This window comes from Nonomuraea recticatena, from assembly GCF_039533245.1.
GTDB classification, from domain to species: Bacteria; Actinomycetota; Actinomycetes; order Streptosporangiales; family Streptosporangiaceae; genus Nonomuraea; species Nonomuraea roseola.
Genome location: NZ_BAAATE010000002.1, coordinates 188029 through 206099, shown reverse-complemented (window position 1 = coordinate 206099; position 18071 = coordinate 188029). Strand labels below are relative to the sequence as shown.

Genomic DNA, 18071 nt, shown 5'->3' with positions numbered 1-18071 from the left:
CCTCTCAGCCCTCGTTCCGCTGCTGGCGATACCGCTTGGGTGAGGACGACACTCGACGACTCGTGCGGCAGGCCGCATCCGGCGCGGCAAGGGCCGCGCGGCCGGTCGTCATCCGGTGGCCTGGTAGGTGGTGCCCCGCGGGGGGAGCCTCAGACTCGTGAAGTAGCGGTTGACGCGCGCACAGCGTGCCGAACACGAAGGAGGCGACGGGCAGCCCGTTGCCGTTGCTGGCGAAGCGCAGCCGCTCCTCGGGCGTCTGGTGGTCGAACCCTCTGCCCATCAGGTACGCCACGCCTGCGCAGGCGAGCACGGCGACGAGGGAGACGGCCAGGAGGTAGGCGTTCGAGCGCAGTGAGCGGAGCTCTCGCCACTCGGAGGCCATCACGTCCATCATCGGCCCACCTCCGTGACGGCGGCGGCGGGGCGAGCGCCGTACTCGACGCTGTCCTCGGTGAGCTCCATGAACGCCTCCTCCAGGGAGGCGCTGCGCGGTGTCAGCTCCCGCAGCGCGATCCCTGCCCGCAGCGCCAGCTCGCCGATCCCCGCGGCGTCCATGCCCCGCACGGACAGTCCGTGCAAGGACAGTCCTCGCTCGGAGAGGCCTTGTGCGGACAGCTCCTGCTCGGACAGGCCTTGCACGGACGGGTCGCCGCCCGCGGCCGTCTCGGGCGTCGGCGGGGCCGAGCGGGGCGTGCCGGGCGTGCCGGGCGTGCCGGGCGGCGGCGGGGCCGCCCGCTCGGCGGTCGCGGCGGTCTCGGCGGCTACGGTCGCGCCGTGCGCGCGCAGGATCTGCGCCAGCCGTTCCGGATGTGCCGCGCGCACCAGCACGTCACGCTGGAAGCGTGCGGCGAGCGCCTCCATGGTCGTGTCGGCGATCAGCCGGCCGCGTCCGATGACGACGACGTGGTCGGCGGTGATCGCCAGCTCGTTCATCAGATGGCTGGAGAGCAGGACGGTGCGGCCTTCGGCCGCGAGTGAGCGCAGCAGCTCGCGGATCCAGCGGATGCCCTCCGGGTCCAGCCCGTTCAGCGGCTCGTCGAACATCAGCACCGCCGGATCGCCGAGCAGCGCCGCCGCGATGCCCAGCCGCTGCTTCATGCCGAGGGAGAACCCCCCGATCCGCCGGTCCGCGACGTCCGCCAAGCCCACCTGGTCGAGCACGGCGGCCACCCGCCGGAGGTCGATGCCGTTGCTGCGTGCCAGGCAGCCGAGATGGGCGCGGGCCGTACGGCCGCCGTGCACCGCCCCGGCATCCAGCAGCGCCCCCATCGTGAGCATGGGCCGCCGCAGCGACGCGTAGGCACGCCCGTCCACCAGCGCCTCACCCGCGGCAGGGACCTCCAGCCCGAGTACGACCCGCATGGTCGTGGACTTGCCTGCGCCGTTCGGACCCAGGAATCCGGTCACCAGCCCCGGCTTGACCGTGAAGGTCAGGTCGTCCACGGCGAGCGTGCGGCCGTACCGCATGGTCAGGCCCCTGACTTCGATCACGTCTCCCCCTCGTTGGCTTGGCCGGGCTCGACCCAGCTCGCTCCGATCGAGCCCGTCCAGCCTCGCGTTCGGCCGCCACGGCCCCCATGGGCGCGGGCCCACGACGGGGGCAGGAAACGGCTACCTCGGGGGGTGGGGCCAGCCCCACCGCCTTTCGTCTTCCTCCAGGTCAGGCGGCACCTGCGAGGGGCGAACGACCGGGGTCCCGCCCACCCTGAGCAGGGGACGCCGCAAAAGGTCAGTCACCGGGCCGGAACCGGTTCAGGCGTCCCAGTGCGCCTTGTGCGGCATGTAGCGGGTTCAAGAAGGCACGCGGCATCAGCCCGAGCGAGCATCGCCGTCAGGACCTGGGCAGCGTCCAAGGTGGGCGGATCGGTGGTGAAGCGCTGGATCAACGGGTCGCGCACCGCTTCGGCGTACCAGGCCGCATCGCCATTGCCCCAGGGCTCCAGGCGAACGATCCCGTCATCCAGGTCGACCTCGTGCATGCGACACAGTTTTCCAGCCGCCCATCCTCCTGCTCGGGAGACCGGCGACGGGGCGAGGGCTCAGGTGTCAGAAGTAGACGCCGCAGTGCAGGATCACGTTGGCGTACGGGCGGGCCTCACCCGTCCGTACCGCCAGCTTCACCTCGCGCGACAGGCGTTTGAGCTCCTCGTGCGAGACGTACTCCAGGCCCGGCAGCCGCTCCCCCAGCAGGCCGGCGCAGGCCGGGTTGGCCTCGCCGACCTCGCTGGCCGCGACCGCGCCCTCCACGACCAGTTCGGCCAGCAGGCCGTCCAGCACCTCGGCGAAGGACGGCACGCCCGCCACGAAGGCCAGGTCCACCACCTCCACGCCGGCGGGGATCGGCATCCCGCTGTCGCAGACCAGCACCCGGTCGGTGTGGCCGAGCCTGGCCAGCTGCCCGGCCAGGGCCGCGTTGAGTATCCCCGAGCGCTTCACAGCTCCTCCCCGCGGGGATACGAGCTCTGGGCGCCCTCCCTGCGGACGGCGGCGGCGCCCACCTTGGCCGCGAAGCCCGCCGCCTCCGGCAGGGTGTCGCCGAGGGCCAGGCGCCAGGCCAGCGCGCCGGTGAAGGCGTCGCCCGCGCCCGTGGTGTCCACGACGTCCACGACGGGGCTCGGCACCACCGTCACGACCGCCCCTTCCGGACGGCCAGGGGCACCGTTCCCCTGAGCCGCGACACCACCCGGCGCGGCCTCCGGAACGCCCGCCGCGGCGTCCACGAAACCAGACGGCCCCGCGGTCGGGGGCTCGGCCACCACCGCGCCGTCCGCCCCCAAGGTGATCACCACCGATCGCGGTCCCAGCGCGAGCAGCGCGCGCGCCATCGCGGCAGGCTCGGAGACGGCATCAGCCGAGGCCGCGCCCAGCAGGAACGCCGCCTCGTGCTCGTTGACCACCAGCGGATCGGCCAGCGACAGCAGCTCGCCGGGCAGCTCGCGGGGCGGTGAGGCGTTCAGCACCGCCCTGCGGGCGGCGCGGGCGGCCGCCGTCACGGTGTCGAGCGGGATCTCCAGCATGAGCGAGACCACCGCCGCCCCGCTCACCAGATCGCCTGCGGCTGTCACGTCCGCGGGGGTGAGGCGCGCGTTGGCGCCGGGCGAGACGATGATGCTGTTGTCGCCCTCGGCGTCGACGGTGATGAGCGCGACGCCGCTGGCCCCCTCGGTCTCCATCACGTGCTCCACGCCGACACCCTCGGCGGCGAGCCCCTCGACCAGGCGAGCGCCGTACTGATCGGTGCCGGTCCTGGCGAGCAGGGCGACGTCCGCGCCGAGCCTGGCGGCGGCGACGGCCTGGTTGGCGCCCTTGCCGCCGGGGAAGGTGTCGAGGTCGGAGCCCATCACGGTCTCGCCGGGCGCGGGCCTGCGCCCGACCCTGACCACGAGGTCGGCGTTGACCGACCCCACGACCACCACGTCCATGGTCAGCTCGCGAACTCGGAGACGTTGTCCTTGGTCGCGACCTTCACCGGCACGGCCACCGTCTGCTGGATGCTCTCGCCCTTGGCGGCCTTCACCGCTCCGGCGATGGCCTGCTGGCCGAGGACCTTGGGCTGCTGGGCGACGGTCGCGGCGAGGGTGCCCGCCTGGACGGCCTTGAGCCCGTCGGGGGTGCCGTCGAAGCCGACGACCTTCACCGCCGAGCCGGCCTTGGCGCCGAGAGCCTTGATCGCGCCGAGCGCCATCTCGTCGTTCTCGGCGAAGACGCCGGTGACGTCGGGGTGCGACTGCAGGAGGTTGGTCATGACGTCCAGGCCCTTGGTGCGGTCGAAGTCCGCGGGCTGGGAGGCGACCACCTGGATGCCGGGGTAGGCCTTGATGCCCTCGGTGAAGCCCTGTCCCCTGTCGCGGGAGGCGGAGGTGCCCGCGACGCCCTGGAGCACCACGACCCTGCCCTTCTCCCCCATCTGCTTGGCCAGTTCCTCGGCCGCCAGCTTGCCGCCCTGGACGTTGTCGGAGGCGACGGTCTGCTTGACCTCGGCGCCGTTGACGCCGCGGTCGGCGGCGATGACCGGGATGTTGCTCCGCTCGGCCGCCTTGACGGCCGGCGCGGCCGCGTCGGAGTCGACCGGGTTGATGACGATCGCCTTCATGTTCTGGCTGGTGAAGTTCTGGACCTGGTTCACCTGCTGCGAGGCGTCGTTCTGGGCGTCGGTGACGGTCAGCGAGACGCCGAGCTTCTTGGCCTCCTCCTCCGCGCCCGCGCGCAGCTGGACGAAGTAGGGGTTGTTCAGCGTGGAGACCGACATGCCGATCTTGATATCCCCCGAGCCGCCGCCCGTGGCGGTAGGCCCGGTGGTGTCGGCCGAACCGCAGGCGGTCAGGCCGAGCGCGAGCGCGGCACCGGCCGCGATGATCCTCAGCTTCATGACAGTTCTCTTCCCTTAATTGCTTGACCTGCGACGCAGGGTGTCGACGAGGACCGCGAGCGCGATCACGACGCCGATCACCACCTGCTGCCAGAAGGCGGAGACGGACAGGAGATTCAGGCCGTTGCGCAGGACGGCGAGGATGAGCGCGCCGACGAAGGTGCCGAAGGCGCGGCCCTTGCCTCCGGACAGGCTGGCCCCTCCGATGACGACGGCGGCGATGGCGTCGAGCTCGTAGCCGGCGGCGGCCTGCGGCTGGGCGGAGGCCAGACGGCTGGCCAGCACGATGCCCGCGACGGCGGCGAAGCCGCCCGACAGGGCGTAGGTGACGAGCTTCTGCCTGTTGACCTTGATGCCGGAGAGCCTGGCGGCCTCCTCGTTGCCGCCGATGGCGTACATGGCGCGACCCGGGTAGGTGCGGTTGAGGATGACGGCGGCGATGAGGCCCATGACGACCATGACGATCACCGGGATGGGCAGGTAGCCGCCGATGGTGTCGCCGACGTGGGAGACCGCGTCGGGCATGGCGATCGGGCTGCCCTGGGAGATGACCAGCGCGAGGCCCCTGGCGATGCCGAGCATGGCCAGGGTCGCGATGAAGGGGGGCAGCTTGCCGTACGCGATGAGGGCGGCGTTGGCCAGCCCGCACACCACGCCGACGGCCAGCGCGATCACCGTGGCCAGCGGCCACGGCAGGCCCGAGGTCGTGGACAGGTAGGCCAGCGTGATCGCCGACAGGGCGGCCACGGAGCCGACCGACAGGTCGATGCCCGCGGTGATGATGACGAACGTGGCGCCGAAGGCGAGGATCGCGGTGACGGCCGCCTGCACGCCGACGTTGAGCAGGTTGCTCACGCTCAGGAAGTCGCTGGACAGCAGCGACAGCGCGACGGCCAGGACCACGAGCGCGACGAGCGCGCCGTTCTCCGAGAACCAGACCTTCGTTCTACTGGACACGAGTTCCCTCCACCTCGGTGACGGCCAGCGCCATCACCGTGTCCTGTGTCGCCTCGCCCGCGGGGAGTTCGCCGACGAGCCTGCCTCTGGCCATGACGAGCACTCTGTCGCTCATGCCGATCACCTCGGGGAGATCGCTGGAGATCATGAGGACGGCGTGGCCCGAGGCCGTCAGAGAGTTGATCAGTTGGTAGATCTCGACCTTGGCGCCGACGTCGATGCCGCGGGTCGGTTCGTCGAGGATGAGGACGCTGACGTCGGCCAGCAGCCACTTGCCGATGACGACCTTCTGCTGGTTGCCGCCCGAGAGCGTGCGGACCTCCTGGCCGAGCCCGCTCATCCTGACCCCGAGCTGGCCGGCGACCTTGGCGGCCGCCTTGCGCTGGCCCGAGCGGTCCACGAAGCCGCCGTGGCTGGCGTCGCCGAGCGTCACCAGGCCGAGGTTCTCGGCGATGTCGGCGCCGAGCACCAGGCCCTGCCCCTTGCGGTCCTCCGGCACCAGGCCGAGGCCCGCGGCCATCGCCGCGTGGATGTCTCCTGCGGGCAGCGGCCTGCCGTCCACCGTGACCTCGCCGGTGTCGTAGCGGTCGGCGCCGAAGATCGCTCTGGCCACCTCCGTACGGCCCGCGCCCACCAGCCCCGCCAGCCCGACGACCTCGCCCGCGCGCACCTCGAAGGAGACGTCGTCGAAGGCGCCGCGCCGGCCGAGCCCGCTCACCTTCAGCAGGGCCCTGCCGGGCTGCTCGGGTTCCCTGGGGTACTGCTGGTCGATGGGGCGGCCGACCATGAGCCTGACGAGCTCGTCCTCCGCTGTGTTCGCCGGCACCTCGGCCACCGAGCGCCCGTCGCGCAGGACGGTCACCCTGTCGCCGATCTGGGCGATCTCCTCCAGGTGGTGGGTGATGAAGACGATCGCCACGCCCTCGTCGCGCAGCTGCCTGACGATGGAGAAGAGCTTGTCCACCTCGCTGGTGGTCAGCACCGCGGTCGGCTCGTCCATGATCAGCACACGGGCGTTCAGCGCGAGCGCCTTGGCGATCTCGACCATCTGCATGCGCGCGATGCCGAGCGTTCCGATCCTCCTGCGCGGGTCGAGGTCGAGGCCGACCCTGTCGAGCAGCTCACGGGCCTGGCGGTGCATGGCCTTGACGTCGATGAAGCCGAACCTGCGGGGCGGGCGGCCGAGCGCGAGGTTCTCCCCCACCGTCAGCTCGGGGACCAGGTTGAACTCCTGGTAGATGGTGGCGATGCCGAGGCGCTGGGCGTCGCCTGCCGTACGGACCTCCACGGGCTGTCCGTCGAGCAGGATGCGGCCCTCGTCGGGGTGGTAGGCGCCGGAGAGCATCTTGATCAGCGTGCTCTTGCCGGCGCCGTTCTCGCCGAGCAGCACGTGGACCTCGCCGGTGCGCAGGGAGAGGTCCACACCGTCCAGCGCGAGGACGCCGGGGAAGCGCTTGCGCAGGCCCTCGACCCTGAGGATCTCCTCGCTCATCTCATGCACCCTTCCTCTCGCAGGACCTGCGGACGACCAGCTCGGCGGGCAGGACCACCGACTGCCCGCTGCGCCCCGCGACGCCCTGCAGCAGCAGCCGTACGGCCGTGCGCCCCATCTCGGCGGTGGGCTGGGCGATCGCGGTGATCGGTGGATCGACGTGGACGAACCACGTCACGTCGTCGAACGAGGCGACCGCCACGTCGCCGGGGATGCTCAGCCCCCTGGCCCTGATCTCGTCCAGCCCGCCGAGTGTCATCAGGTTGTCCCCGAAGAAGATCACCTCAGGCGGCTCGGGGAGGTCCAGGAGGCGCGCCGTGATGGCCCTGCCGCTGCCCTCGCGGAAGTCGCCCGCGGCCATGTACTCGGCCCTGAGGTCGAGGCCCGCCTCGGCCATGGCGGCGGCGAAGGCCTCGGTCCGCTCGCGGCCCGTCGACAGCGTGGCCGGTCCTGAGGCGAAGGCGATCCTGCGGTGCCCCCGCGACTTCAGGTGCGCCACGAGCTCGGCGATGGCCGTGGCCCCGTCGGCGCGCACGGACGGCACGTCGAGGCCGCTGATCGTGCGGTCCAGGAAGACCAGCGGCCTGCCCGTGCGGACCAGCTCCTCCACCAGCGGGGTGACCTCGGCGGTGGGGCAGATCAGCAGTCCGTCGACGCGCTGCTCCACCAGCGTGCGCACGTAGTGGTCCTGCTCCTCCGCCCGCTCGTCGGCGTTGCCGATGATGACGGTGTAGCCCGCCTGCCTGGCCTCGTCCTCCACGCCCCTGGCCAGCTCGGTGAAGAAGGGGTTGAGGATGTCGCCGATGATCAGGCCGAGCGTCCTGGTGGCCTCGGTGCGCAGCGACCGCGCGACGGCGTTGGGGACGTAGCGGAGCTCCTTCATGGCCGCGTAGACGCGGTCGCGGGTCTCCTCGGTGACCGACGGATTGTCGTTCAGGACGCGGGAGACCGTGGCGACGGAGACGCCGGCGTGTGCCGCGACGTCCTTGATGCGTGCCATGAGTCCTCCATGTAATCGATTACATCACCATAGGTAATCGATTACATGGATGTAAACAGCGGGCACTGTGATTCAGGTCACAGCGCCCGCCGGGATCAGACGGGAGCGGAGGCGGGCCTGGCCGTACGCCATCTGCCCCTGAAGGCGAGCATGGAGACCAGGAAGACCACCTGTCCCGCGAGGCCGACCAGCAGCCACGCGCTCCACCCGCCGGCGGCCACGACCTGCGGCGACACCAGGAGCAGGACCACGATCATGATGCGCACCACCATGCCCCAGAGGCCGAGCGCGGCCCCCTGCAGGCGGGGCTCCACATCCTCGGCGTCCTCGGAGAAGTTCGCCATCCACGGCACGTAGGCCACGCCGAGCACCAGGAAGAGCGCGGCGTAGACGGCGACGACCGCCGGGCCCGAGGCCCCCGAGCCGATGAGGGCGACGAACACCCCGAGCATGGCGATGGTCAGCACGGTGCCCGCGAGCGTGAAAGGCTTGCGCAGCTGCAGCCGGTCCGACACCCGCCCGACGACGATGACCGCGGCCGCGTTGAGCACGATGCCGAACGCCACGACGCCGTTGGCCTGGGCGGCGCTCATCGCGAAGGAGTCGACCAGGAGGGTCTGGCCGAAGATCGCGAAGGTCCAGTAGAGCACCTGCCAGCCGGTGTTGCCGAACACGTGGGCCCACAGGTGGGGGTGCCTGAGCAGCTCGCGGACCTTGCCGGGGTCGATCTTCTCCTCGGTGGCGACCGCCACCTCCGCCGACATCACCTGGGCCCTCAGCGCGGCCGAGGGCTCGGCGATCTGCCAGATGATGACGGCGCAGAGCACCAGCGAGACCACGCCCATGATGATCGCCTGCGACTGCCACGCGTTGCCGAACATCGGCAGCGTCAGGCTCGCGATGGCCGAGGCCAGGAAGGAGGCGCCCACCGGCCCCCAGGTCCAGAAGCCGAACGCCTGCGCCCTGCCCACGCGAGGGGAGAAGTCCCGCACCAGGCTGGCGGTGATCGTGATGGCCGCCCCCTCGATGAACAGCATGAGGCAGCGCACGAACATCAGCCCGCCGACGGTGTCGACGGTGGCCAGCAGGAAGTTGCAGGCGGCGGTGACCGTCAGGGTGGGAACCAGGATCGTCACCCTGCCCCACCGGTCGGACAGGATCCCGCCGAATCCGGCCGACAACCCGCCCACCAGCACGGAGAGGGCGGCGATGAGGCCGTAGACCTCCAGCGACATGTCGAGGTCCTCGCGCAGCAGCGGGAGGATCGTGGCCAGCGTGGTCTCGAAGTTGGCCACCAGGCTTGCCAGCACGGCGACCGCCAGCAGGCGGACGCGCCGCGTGCCGACGGGATAGACGGTGAGCTCGCGGACGTAGAACGGCTTCACTCCAACCTCCGAGCGGTGGAAGGTTGCTCTAGAACGCGCTTCTAGATTTCTCAAAGTTTCGCGCCGCGAGCCGTGACGTCAACGTTTCGTCACGTCACGATGTGATCTCGCTCACAGCCTGAAGCTGTCTGACTGGTGAGACTGGTGAGGTTGTAATGCAATCGCGGCCGATTCCGAGCACGCGGTTTTCCAAATAGTCATAAACTCCGCGCCGTGAGCCTGCCTGTACGTGAACGTTCCCCCCGGCCCGGTGGCGGCCGCCATCGGCGGCCCGTGCCCACGTCCCTGCCGCCGGACGCCCCTGCCCTCGTGCTGGCGTGCCCCGCCGACCCCGGCGGCTACGCCGAGGAGATCGTCGGCCTCGTGCGTGTCGACAACCCGCACATCGAGGTGCGCCTGGCCACGTTCGAGGATCTCGCAGACCAGCTCCCGCAGGACCGCGCCGCGATCGTGGTGCCGCTGACGCTCTGGCCCGACCCGGCGGTCACCGAGGAGATCTCCAAGGTCGTCGCGGCCACCGGCGCCGACGCCACCATCACCGACGCGCTCGGCCCGCACCCGCTGCTGGCCGAGGCGCTGCACATCAAGCTGGCCGAGAAGGATCTCGCCAGGGCCGACAGGATGCGCCTGCTCAGCGTCTCCAGCCCCGTCGACGCGGTCATCCTCGGCACCGTCGGCGGCGAGCAGGCCGTCCACGCCGCCCAGGCCACCGCCGTGCTGCTCGCCTCGCGCCTCACCCTGCCCGTCGTGGCGGCCTCGCTCGACAGCGAGCCCGGCGTCGACGTGGCCGCCGTACGGCTGCGCGCCGCGGGCGCCGAGCGCCTGGCGATCTCCCCCTGCCTCATCGGGCACGAGGCCGACGCCTCCGTGCTGGCGTCGGCCGCGGCGAGCGTGGGGGCCGGATTCGCCGACCCGCTGGGCGCGCACGGGGCCGTCGCCGAACTTGTCGCGCGTGCTTACGGCAGTCAACTGGCGACTTGACCGCTCTTGTGAAGATCGCGGCCAAGGCGTTACCGTCTGCGCATGCGCAGCGTCCACGTCACCGGCGAGCGGCTGGGCCTGCGTGAGGTGACCGTCGACGACGTCGACGCGCTGCACGCCGTCTACGGGGATCCAGCCGCCACCCATCATCTGCCCTTCGACCCGCGCACCCGCGAGGAGGTCGCCGAGATCGTCGCCGAGGCGATCACGGCGGCCGCGGCGACCCCTCGCCGCCTGTACGTGCTGGCCGTCACCGACAGCGAGACGCGCGCGGTGATCGGCGTGGCCCGCCTGCACATCGAGGCCGACCACCCGCACAGCGCCGAGATCGGCCTCGGCCTGCGCTCCGACCTGTGGGGACGTGGCATCGGCACGGACCTGATCCGGTTACTGCTGAAGTTCGGCTTCAAGGACCTGGGGCTGCACCGCCTCTGGGGCGCCCGCTCCCCCGCGAACACGGCCGCGCAGCTGGCGATGCTCGTCGCGGGGATGGTGGAGGAGGGGCGCATCCGCCATCACGTGCCCACCCCCGCGGGCTGGCGCGACTCCATCGTGCACTCCGCCCTGGCCGACGAGTGGCCCGCCCACTGAAGCCGGCCACTGCCGGAATTGGTCGTTTTAAGAAATTTCTCATCTTTGCTCCGTCGGTGCCGCCCACCAGGAATGATCTAGATCGGTCGAGTGCCGACCGATCCGGCCGGCCGACCGATGATTGGAGCAATGTGCGAAGAAGACTTTCTCTCCTTGCCACCGCCTTCGTCGTGGTGGCGGCGGTGCTGCCCGTACCCGCGGCCGGTGCGTCGGCAGGAAACGGAAGCCCGGCTCCCCCGGGGAGCGGCGGCATCGCCTGGGCGCCCTGCGAGGAGGAGCCCACCGCCGAGTGCGGCAAGCTGGCCGTCCCGATCGACTGGTCCAAGCCCGATGGGCCCACCATCGACCTGGCCGTCGCCCGCCGCAAGGCCACCGACCCCGCGGCCCGCGTCGGCTCCCTCGTGATCAACCCGGGCGGACCCGGCGGCTCCGGCGTGGAAGCCGCCTACGGCGCCCCCGGCTTCTTCACCGAGGAGCTCCAGCGGCGCTTCGACATCGTCGGCTTCGACCCGCGAGGCGTGGGCCGCAGCCACCCGGTCGTCTGCTCGGCGTCGGTGTACAACCAGATGCCGCCCGCGGTCATGACGAGCCAGGCCGACTTCGACAGGTGGACGGCCTACGCCAAGCGGCTGCGCCAGGACTGCCGGGCCCGTACCGGCCCCCTGTACGACCACGTCGACTCGACCAACGTCGCGCGCGACATGGACGCCCTCCGCGCCGCCCTCGGCGAGGAGAAGCTCACCTACTACGGCATCTCGTACGGCACGCTGATCGGCCAGATGTACGCCGAGCTGTTCCCGCACCGGATCAGGGCCATGGCCCTGGACAGCAACATGGACCACAGCCTCGGCGTCAAGGCATTCCTCGACACCGAGGCGGCCGCCGTCGAGGACGCCTTCGACGAGTTCGCCGGCTGGTGCGCGCAGGAGCCCAGCTGCGCCCTGCACGGCCAGGACGTCCGGGCGGTGTGGGAGAGGCTACTGGCCAAGGCTCGGAGCGGAAAGCTCTACTACCCGGGTGTGCCTGACCGCCCGATGACCGAGCTGCAGGTCCTGTGGCAGGGCGTGCTCGGCACCGAAGGCCCCGCCTGGCAGCTGCTGAGCGAGATGCTCCGCGCCCTGGACGGCGGCGGACCGCTGCCGCCGTGGGTGCCGCCGCTGCCCGGCCGCCAGCCGGTGGAGGGCGAACTCGCCCACCTGCCGACCGTGATCCTCTGTGAGGACTACAACCTGCGGGTGCGCAACTACAAGCAGTACGCCGCGCTGCTGCGCAGCTCCAACCGCCGCGCCCCCGACATGCGCTACAACCCCATGCCGATCGAGGACCTGCCCGTCTGCCTCAACCACCCCACCACCAACCCGCAGCACCGGCTGCGTTACAGGGGCACCGCACCGATCATGCTGGGCAGCTCGCTGCACGACCCCTCCACCCCGTACGGCTGGTCGGCCAACGTGGCCCGCCAGCTCGGCCCCAAGGCAGTGCTGCTCACCTACGAGGGCTGGGGTCACCGCATCTACGGCAAGGAGGAGTGCGCCACCGTGCCCTTCGACCAGTACCTGATCTCGCTGGTCGTGCCCGCGCCAGGCACCCGCTGCCCAGTGGGCGGAGGATCCAGGTCGCTGCTGAAGCAGCGCCAGTCCGAGCTGTGGCGGACGGACAACCTCCACTGGGGCGTCCGCTTCTGATCCACCCCTCGGGGCCCGCCGGAATCCGACGGGCCCCGAGGTTCAAGCCGCTCATACCCTGCACGCCGGCGTGGGCAGGGGCTCATCATCCGGCACAGTGCACCACCGGTCCTCAGCGCGCCCTTGGGAGCCAGCCCGTCAGGCGGAGGGCCTGTTCGGCGGCCTCCGGCGCCGTGAGGCCGGTGGCGTCAAGGGTGAAGTCCTCGGTCCTGGCCTGTTCGAGGATCGCCTCCAGTTCGCCCGAGCGGTCCAGGTGCCAGCGCAGGCCCTGCGGGTCGAGTTCGTGGCGGCGGGTCAGGCGGCGCCGTACCTCAGCCAGGTCGACGCGGAGCCTGCAGACCGTCAGGTCCACCCCCAGCGCCGCCAGGTATCCCGCTCGCTCCTCGCGCGACTCGACCACGCCCGCGAGCACCAGCCGCTCGGAGCCCGCCTCGAGGTAGTTGCCCGCGACGGCGCGCAGGTTGCGCAGCGTGAGCCCCGCGTTGAACCTGTCGTGCGGCGGGCTGGGCCAGGCGCGGCGCAGCCAGTCGAGGTCGATGACGGCGTTCGGTACCCCGGCTGCGGCGAGCAGGTCACCGGCCGCGTCGGCCACCGAGGTCTTGCCGGAGCCGACGGTGCCGTTGATCAGGAGGGCGGAGGGCATCCTCGGATCCTAGGGCGACGCGCGGATCGGGCGACACACAGCGACCGGCCGCGGATTGTCGGTGGGGCGGTCTAGCATGAGCGACCTCACGGAGGGATGTTGACTGATGCTCGACTCGTTGATCGTGCCGCTCCTGGTCACCACCGACCTGCCGCCCGAGGCGGATCTGGCCGAGTTCGGTGAGCTGCTCACCGACGCCACGCGGACCCTCGATCGCCAGGGCTCGAGCTACGCGGCGTTCCTGGCCGGAAAGGTGTTCTGGCTCGACAGTCCCGGCTCGGCCGAGGCGAAGGGCGGCGACCTGCGGTTCGCGGCGCTGATCGGCTACCTGGCCGCCTCGGGGCCCTCGCACGCGGCGCGGGAGGTCGTGGCCGACGCTCGCAGGGCGATCAGCGCCGCGGTCGACGCGCGCTACGGCGACGTGGGCGCGGCGACGCCCGCGGTGATGGCGATCAGGGTGAAGGACGTGCGGGAGCGCACGCCCTCGCCCGCCCTGTTCGTCGAGACCGCCGACGCCCTCCCCGAGCTGGTGGCCGTCGCCAAGCCCTACATCTGAGGCGCGGCGCCCGCCCGCACGCGGCATGATCGCGCCTCGTAGGGCCGGGCGGCCTGATCGTCAGAGCGCGGTCGCGAGGGCCTCGCTGAGGCCGATGCGCGGAACACTCACGGGATCACTTCGGCACGTTCCTGATCCTCCCCGCGCGGTCGGAACCGGCGCCCGCTTCTCGCCAGCACCAGCGCGATCACCAGGTACGGCACGCCGAACAGGGCGAACAGCGCGCTGTGCGGCAGCACGAGCGACGCCGCGCCGTACACGAGGAGGGCGAGGATGGTGCACAGGTCGGTGACCAGGCCCGCCAGTGACGTCACGGTCGCGCGGCTCGGTCCCGTGATGCGCTCCTGCAGCCTGGCGTCGGCCAGCACGCCGCCGAGCTGAAACATCGCGAAGGCCACCGCGATGCCGGCGAACCCCGCCGGATGCCCGGTGATGGCGCCCAGGCTGAGAGCAAGGCCGCCGACGGCGAGGACGGCGGCGAAGCCGCGGGCGCGCATGCGGCTGCCGTACGTGGCCAGCAGGCCACCGGAGGTGGCGCCGACCCAGACCAGCAGCACCAGCAGGGGCACGGCCGTCGTCGCCGCCCCGCTCTCCCTGGCCAGCAGCGGGACGTACTCCTCCAGCTCGCCCCAGATCGCGGTCACGGCGGGCACCAGCAGCAGCGCGCTCCGTACCTTGGGCGAGGTGCGCGCCTCGGCGAGGCCGGCGCGAAGGGTGTCGAGATAGCCGGTGGGGTCCTCGTCGTGTGCGGCGGCGCGCCGCTCGGTGAAGGTCAGGGCGACCAGCGCGCAGGCCAGGCAGGCCAGCACGCTGGCGACGCCCACCACGGTGTAGCCGCCCACGGCGAAGACGGGGCCGGCCACGGCCATCGAGAGCGCGACGGCGACCAGACCGACGGAGCGGGCCCTGCCCATGACCTTGGCGTACTCCTCGGCCGCGCCGTCGTGGTCGAGGTGGTCGTAGACGAGCGCCTCGAGCGCGCCCGACTCCAGCGCCTCACGGGCGCCCCACAGCACGAACCCGACCGCGAACGCCCAGTAGGCGGGCACGGCGGTCCACAGCGCGAAACCGGCGGCGCCGAGCAGGGGGGCCGCGACGAGCAGCGCCCTGCGCGACAGCGTGTCGGCCAGCGCGCCCGACGGCACCTCCAGCAGCAGGCCCGACACGGCCCAGATGACGAGCAGCGAGGTGATCTCGGGAACGGTCAGCCCGCTGTCGGAGAACAGCAGGGCATAGACCGGATAGAGCAGGATGAAGTCGCCCAGGAACGCGTAGGCGTAGAGCTTCAGAGGCATGAGGTCTTCCTGACGGAGGGAACGGACGTCGGGCGTGGTGCGGCGCCCGGGGGTCCGCGCTCACGCGCCCCTCGTCGACCTCTGGTGGTGGATCAATGTCGCCAGGTCATGCCCGGGAGTCTAAACCCTGCAGGCAAGGACCAGCCAGACCGCTGACCCTGTGTTGACCCGATGCCGGGTACGGGATGCACATGCTCTTCGGTAAAGAACACGTGCAGCGCTATCAGGAGACCGACGGCGCCGAGGGTCACGAGTGGAACGGCACCACGACACTGCTCCTGACCACGACAGGCCGCAGGTCGGGCAAGAAGTACACCACCCCGCTGATCTACCAGCGGCACGGCGACTCCTTCCTGGTCGTCGCCTCCAAGGGCGGCGACCCCCGCCACCCCGAGTGGTATCTCAACCTGCAGGCCGATCCCGAGGTCGAGGTGCAGGTGAAGGACGAGAAGTTCAGGGCCAGGGCGCACACCGCGCTGCCGGAGGAGAAGCCGGAGATGTGGCGCATGATGACCAGGGTCTGGCCCGACTACGACACCTACCAGACCAAGACCGACCGCGAGATCCCCGTGGTGGTCCTGGAGCGGCTCAGCTGACCGGCTCTCTCAGCATGGCCCAGACGGTGGGTCCTGCCTTGGGCAGGCGGATCTCCTCTGTGACTTTGAAGCCGTGCTTCTCGTAGAAGGGGACGTTGCTCTCCTTGCTGCTCTCCAGGTAGGCAGCCGTCCCCTCGCTGTCGCAGTGGGCGAGCCTGCCGGCCAGCATGGCGCTGCCCGTCCCGCGGCCCTGCGCCGCGGGGTCGGTGCCGATCTCCGCCAGGTACCAGTGCGGGACCCGGGGCCTGCGCCGGTGGAACTCCGTCTGCAGGAGCTGCCCGTAGGTGACGCGGCCGCCCATCGCCATCAGGAAGCCGGGCAGCGAGCGCAGCGTCTCGAGCGGCGGCTGCCGGTAGCCCGGCGGGTCCCACAGCGCGGCACCGACGAACTGTTCGCCGTCGATCGCCAGATCGCCGAGGGCGTGGACGTGGCGGGCGAGCGTGACGAACATCCGTTCCCTGCCCTCACCGGAGGGCAGCAGCCAGCGGACGACGGGATCGTCGTGGAAGGCGCGGCTCAGGACCGCGCCGATGCGGGCGGCGTCCGTCTTCTTGTCGGCCGGGCGAATGATCACGTCAGAACGTTACCAGTGGCTCTCCGAGGAAGTCGGCGATGAAGTTGACGAAGAAGAAGCCGAAGAACAGGAAGTTCAGCACCAGGATCACGTAGTGCCACCAGCGCGGCCTGGCCGCCTTCGGCAGCCTGCTGTTGAGGTACATCAGCAGGAACGGGTAGATCAGCGCGCCGAGGTTGGACATGTTGGCCGACCACTGCACCAGCTCGACGGGGACCGCCAGGTGCAGCACGATGCCGATGACCACCAGCAGCGCGAGCATGAACGGGTAGTAGAAGCGCCGGGGGTCGCCCTCGACCAGGCGGCGCAGCCGGGGGCTGGTGGCGTGGGCGGCGTCGGTGGTGACGCGGACCATCGCCTCGAAGATGCCCAGCTGGGTGGAGAAGAGGATCAGCACCCCGATGACCAGCACCAGGATGAACATCGGCCGGCCGTACTCCTCGTTCAGCGCGGTGGCGACGAAGGTCGGCACGTTGGCGGTGGTCGGCCGCTGCCCCGTCATCTCGACGGCACGGGCCATCAGCATGGTGGGCAGCAGCATGCCGAGCATCGCGCCGACGAAGAAGACGCCCCACATGTCGACGAGCAGCAGGCGGTACCACCGCTTCCATAGGGCTGTGTTCTTCGCGTCGTCGGGGAAGGTGACGCCGCTGGCCAGCAGCTCGCTGCGGCTGCCGCGCATGCCGGAGATGAACCCCGCGCGGTAGCCCATGCCGTAGCCCTTGTCGCGGTAGTGGCCCATCACGTACCAGTTCAGTCCTGAGGCCAGCGCGGTGAACCCGGCCAGGCCGCCCAGCTGGGTGGCGGTGATCCCCGCCGGTGGGGCGGCCGGGGTGACGAAGCCCCTGATGGCCTCCCACCACTGCTCGAAGGGCACCACGAACAGGTCGATGACGAGCAGCGTGATGAGGATGGCGCTGACCATCACCCAGTTGGCCAGCTCCAGCACCCTGCTGATGCGGCGGGCGAGCGCGGTGATGACGAAGACGAGCACGAGCAGGGCGATGGCCCACAGCCTGGGCTCCTCGGCTCCCCGGGGCGGCGCGACGCCGTGGACGAGCGCGTAGAGGCCCTGCCCCGCGGAGGCGGCCCATCCGCCCGCGATGAAGGCGAAGATCACCACGAAGACGGAGAGCGGCACCCAGAACTTGAAGCCGGGCGGCACCCTGCCCCAGCCCACGACCGGCACCTCGCCCGTGGCCAGGACGTAGCGCGAGCACTCGACGTTGTAGAAGGTCTGCAGGAGCGCCGAGATCGTGATGACCCAGCCGACGCCCACGAAGCCGTACTGCCCGACGGCCTGTGGCCCCAGCAGCCATTCGCCGCTGCCGACGGAGATGCCCAGCGCGATGAGCGAGGGGCCGACGGCGTACTTGAACAGCTCCTTCGGCCCGATGCGCTGGACGCCGAAGACCTCCTCGGGCCGCGGCAGGTCGGTGACGGTGAGATCGGGGCGGCTGACTCCGAGTGGTCTGGACTGCGTGACTTCGGTCATGCTGCGCCTCCTGGTGTGCTCGCGCACCCCCCTATGACCCAGCGTTGTCTGTAACAAAGAGGACGGCAAGACCCATTTCTCAAATATGGACATCGCTTTCGACCGTCAAGAGCAACTGCAGCAGATTCAGAGCGGCTTGCTCCCCGGCGAGCAGGTCATAGCGGTCTACGACGCCATCGGGGCGGGCACGGGCTTCCTCGGCCTCACCGATCGGCGCGTGATCGTGCAGGACAAGTCGTTCGTGGGCAAGAAGGTCGCCATCACGAGCATCCCCTACGCCAAGATCTCAGCGGTGAGCGTGGTGAGCAACAAGTCGTTCGCCGGGTCGTTCTTCTCCTCGGGAGCCATCGCCATCCATGTCGGGACACACACCTACGAGGTGGAGTTCAGGGGCGAGAACAAGGCCCACCACGTGCACAACGTGATCCTGCACTACATCGCCAGATGAGGCG

General features: G+C 70.8%; 20 protein-coding genes. 6 read left to right on the top strand and 14 right to left on the bottom strand.

Features of this window, described 5'->3' with window-relative positions; translation table 11 throughout:
- Positions 1 to 4 precede the first annotated feature (4 nt).
- The 10 genes from ABFX50_RS04265 to ABFX50_RS04220 all read right to left on the bottom strand — a co-directional run bounded on the left by ABFX50_RS04265 (position 5) and on the right by ABFX50_RS04220 (position 9203).
- The gene (locus tag ABFX50_RS04265) at positions 5 to 394 is read right to left on the bottom strand and encodes a hypothetical protein (protein ID WP_346143370.1); all 390 of its coding nucleotides are present in this window, start codon (positions 392 to 394) and stop codon (positions 5 to 7) included.
- Positions 391 to 1491 (bottom strand): ABC transporter ATP-binding protein, encoded by a 1101-nt coding sequence (locus ABFX50_RS04260; RefSeq protein WP_346143368.1) that lies wholly within the window; start codon positions 1489 to 1491, stop codon positions 391 to 393. The genes ABFX50_RS04265 and ABFX50_RS04260 overlap by 4 nt, the downstream gene beginning before the upstream one ends.
- Before the next feature lie 242 nt (positions 1492 to 1733).
- A complete protein-coding gene (locus tag ABFX50_RS04255; protein WP_346143366.1) occupies positions 1734 to 1979 on the bottom strand; it encodes a hypothetical protein in 246 nt (81 codons plus the stop codon).
- 67 nt (positions 1980 to 2046) lie between these two features.
- The gene (rbsD, locus tag ABFX50_RS04250) at positions 2047 to 2436 is read right to left on the bottom strand and encodes a D-ribose pyranase (protein ID WP_346143364.1); all 390 of its coding nucleotides are present in this window, start codon (positions 2434 to 2436) and stop codon (positions 2047 to 2049) included.
- The gene (locus ABFX50_RS04245) at positions 2433 to 3422 is read right to left on the bottom strand and encodes a ribokinase (protein ID WP_346143362.1); all 990 of its coding nucleotides are present in this window, start codon (positions 3420 to 3422) and stop codon (positions 2433 to 2435) included. The genes rbsD and ABFX50_RS04245 overlap by 4 nt, the downstream gene beginning before the upstream one ends.
- 2 nt (positions 3423 to 3424) lie before the next feature.
- On the bottom strand, positions 3425 to 4369 hold the full coding sequence (locus tag ABFX50_RS04240) for a substrate-binding domain-containing protein (protein WP_281388153.1): 945 nt from the start codon (positions 4367 to 4369) through the stop codon (positions 3425 to 3427).
- Positions 4370 to 4384: 15 nt separating this feature from the next.
- Positions 4385 to 5326, bottom strand: coding sequence for an ABC transporter permease (locus ABFX50_RS04235; RefSeq protein WP_312895448.1), 942 nt, complete (start codon positions 5324 to 5326; stop codon positions 4385 to 4387).
- Positions 5316 to 6818 (bottom strand): sugar ABC transporter ATP-binding protein, encoded by a 1503-nt coding sequence (locus ABFX50_RS04230; protein ID WP_183645667.1) that lies wholly within the window; start codon positions 6816 to 6818, stop codon positions 5316 to 5318. The genes ABFX50_RS04235 and ABFX50_RS04230 overlap by 11 nt, the downstream gene beginning before the upstream one ends.
- A gap of 1 nt (position 6819) precedes the next feature.
- Positions 6820 to 7818 carry a LacI family DNA-binding transcriptional regulator gene (locus ABFX50_RS04225; RefSeq protein ID WP_183645668.1) on the bottom strand — a complete coding sequence of 333 codons (999 nt, stop codon included), beginning with the start codon at positions 7816 to 7818 and terminating at the stop codon, positions 6820 to 6822.
- A 95-nt stretch (positions 7819 to 7913) separates the two neighbouring features.
- A complete protein-coding gene (locus ABFX50_RS04220) occupies positions 7914 to 9203 on the bottom strand; it encodes an MFS transporter (RefSeq protein ID WP_346143358.1) in 1290 nt (429 codons plus the stop codon).
- Between the two features lie 273 nt (positions 9204 to 9476).
- On the opposite strand from ABFX50_RS04220, the gene ABFX50_RS04215 reads away from it, so the two are divergent.
- The 3 genes from ABFX50_RS04215 to ABFX50_RS04205 all read left to right on the top strand — a co-directional run bounded on the left by ABFX50_RS04215 (position 9477) and on the right by ABFX50_RS04205 (position 12460).
- On the top strand, positions 9477 to 10184 hold the full coding sequence (locus ABFX50_RS04215; protein WP_346143356.1) for a sirohydrochlorin chelatase: 708 nt from the start codon (positions 9477 to 9479) through the stop codon (positions 10182 to 10184).
- Positions 10185 to 10226: 42 nt separating this feature from the next.
- On the top strand, positions 10227 to 10775 hold the full coding sequence (locus tag ABFX50_RS04210) for a GNAT family N-acetyltransferase (RefSeq protein WP_183645670.1): 549 nt from the start codon (positions 10227 to 10229) through the stop codon (positions 10773 to 10775).
- Between the two features lie 131 nt (positions 10776 to 10906).
- The gene (locus tag ABFX50_RS04205; protein ID WP_346143353.1) at positions 10907 to 12460 is read left to right on the top strand and encodes an alpha/beta fold hydrolase; all 1554 of its coding nucleotides are present in this window, start codon (positions 10907 to 10909) and stop codon (positions 12458 to 12460) included.
- A gap of 112 nt (positions 12461 to 12572) precedes the next feature.
- Here ABFX50_RS04205 and ABFX50_RS04200 read toward each other — a convergent pair whose 3' ends face one another.
- Entirely contained in the window at positions 12573 to 13103 is a 531-nt protein-coding gene (locus ABFX50_RS04200; protein WP_346143351.1) for a DEAD/DEAH box helicase family protein, read from the bottom strand.
- A 106-nt stretch (positions 13104 to 13209) separates the two neighbouring features.
- On the opposite strand from ABFX50_RS04200, the gene ABFX50_RS04195 reads away from it, so the two are divergent.
- Positions 13210 to 13659 carry a hypothetical protein gene (locus ABFX50_RS04195; RefSeq protein ID WP_346143349.1) on the top strand — a complete coding sequence of 150 codons (450 nt, stop codon included), beginning with the start codon at positions 13210 to 13212 and terminating at the stop codon, positions 13657 to 13659.
- Positions 13660 to 13766: 107 nt separating this feature from the next.
- On the opposite strand, the gene ABFX50_RS04190 is transcribed toward ABFX50_RS04195, so the two are convergent.
- Positions 13767 to 14954, bottom strand: coding sequence for an MFS transporter (locus ABFX50_RS04190; RefSeq protein ID WP_346143347.1), 1188 nt, complete (start codon positions 14952 to 14954; stop codon positions 13767 to 13769).
- Between the two features lie 191 nt (positions 14955 to 15145).
- Here ABFX50_RS04190 and ABFX50_RS04185 point away from each other — a divergent pair, with 191 nt between their 5' ends.
- Positions 15146 to 15550: a nitroreductase family deazaflavin-dependent oxidoreductase gene (locus ABFX50_RS04185; protein WP_346143345.1), complete on the top strand. Its 405-nt coding sequence runs from the start codon at positions 15146 to 15148 to the stop codon at positions 15548 to 15550.
- Here ABFX50_RS04185 and ABFX50_RS04180 read toward each other — a convergent pair.
- Together ABFX50_RS04180 and ABFX50_RS04175 are read right to left on the bottom strand one after the other, a co-directional pair.
- Positions 15543 to 16124 carry a GNAT family N-acetyltransferase gene (locus tag ABFX50_RS04180; protein ID WP_346143343.1) on the bottom strand — a complete coding sequence of 194 codons (582 nt, stop codon included), beginning with the start codon at positions 16122 to 16124 and terminating at the stop codon, positions 15543 to 15545. The genes ABFX50_RS04185 and ABFX50_RS04180 overlap by 8 nt on opposite strands.
- Before the next feature lies 1 nt (position 16125).
- Entirely contained in the window at positions 16126 to 17619 is a 1494-nt protein-coding gene (locus tag ABFX50_RS04175; protein ID WP_183645676.1) for an Nramp family divalent metal transporter, read from the bottom strand.
- Positions 17620 to 17704: 85 nt separating this feature from the next.
- On the opposite strand from ABFX50_RS04175, the gene ABFX50_RS04170 reads away from it, so the two are divergent.
- Positions 17705 to 18067, top strand: coding sequence for a PH domain-containing protein (locus ABFX50_RS04170; protein ID WP_183645677.1), 363 nt, complete (start codon positions 17705 to 17707; stop codon positions 18065 to 18067).
- The last annotated feature ends 4 nt before the right edge of the window (positions 18068 to 18071 follow it).

What these genes read in the sequence shown, in the direction of transcription:
- ABFX50_RS04265 (WP_346143370.1), bottom strand. Translation starts at nt 394, where the DNA reads ATGATGGACGTGATGGCCTCCGAGTGGCGAGAGCTCCGCTCACTGCGC.
- ABFX50_RS04255 (WP_346143366.1), bottom strand. Translation starts at nt 1,979, where the DNA reads ATGCACGAGGTCGACCTGGATGACGGGATCGTTCGCCTGGAGCCCTGG.
- ABFX50_RS04245 (WP_346143362.1), bottom strand. Translation starts at nt 3,422, where the DNA reads ATGGACGTGGTGGTCGTGGGGTCGGTCAACGCCGACCTCGTGGTCAGG.
- ABFX50_RS04240 (WP_281388153.1), bottom strand. Translation starts at nt 4,369, where the DNA reads ATGAAGCTGAGGATCATCGCGGCCGGTGCCGCGCTCGCGCTCGGCCTG.
- ABFX50_RS04230 (WP_183645667.1), bottom strand. Translation starts at nt 6,818, where the DNA reads ATGAGCGAGGAGATCCTCAGGGTCGAGGGCCTGCGCAAGCGCTTCCCC.
- ABFX50_RS04225 (WP_183645668.1), bottom strand. Translation starts at nt 7,818, where the DNA reads ATGGCACGCATCAAGGACGTCGCGGCACACGCCGGCGTCTCCGTCGCC.
- ABFX50_RS04210 (WP_183645670.1), top strand. Translation starts at nt 10,227, where the DNA reads ATGCGCAGCGTCCACGTCACCGGCGAGCGGCTGGGCCTGCGTGAGGTG.
- ABFX50_RS04200 (WP_346143351.1), bottom strand. Translation starts at nt 13,103, where the DNA reads ATGCCCTCCGCCCTCCTGATCAACGGCACCGTCGGCTCCGGCAAGACC.
- ABFX50_RS04195 (WP_346143349.1), top strand. Translation starts at nt 13,210, where the DNA reads ATGCTCGACTCGTTGATCGTGCCGCTCCTGGTCACCACCGACCTGCCG.
- ABFX50_RS04190 (WP_346143347.1), bottom strand. Translation starts at nt 14,954, where the DNA reads ATGCCTCTGAAGCTCTACGCCTACGCGTTCCTGGGCGACTTCATCCTG.
- ABFX50_RS04185 (WP_346143345.1), top strand. Translation starts at nt 15,146, where the DNA reads ATGCTCTTCGGTAAAGAACACGTGCAGCGCTATCAGGAGACCGACGGC.
- ABFX50_RS04175 (WP_183645676.1), bottom strand. Translation starts at nt 17,619, where the DNA reads ATGACCGAAGTCACGCAGTCCAGACCACTCGGAGTCAGCCGCCCCGAT.
- ABFX50_RS04170 (WP_183645677.1), top strand. Translation starts at nt 17,705, where the DNA reads ATGGACATCGCTTTCGACCGTCAAGAGCAACTGCAGCAGATTCAGAGC.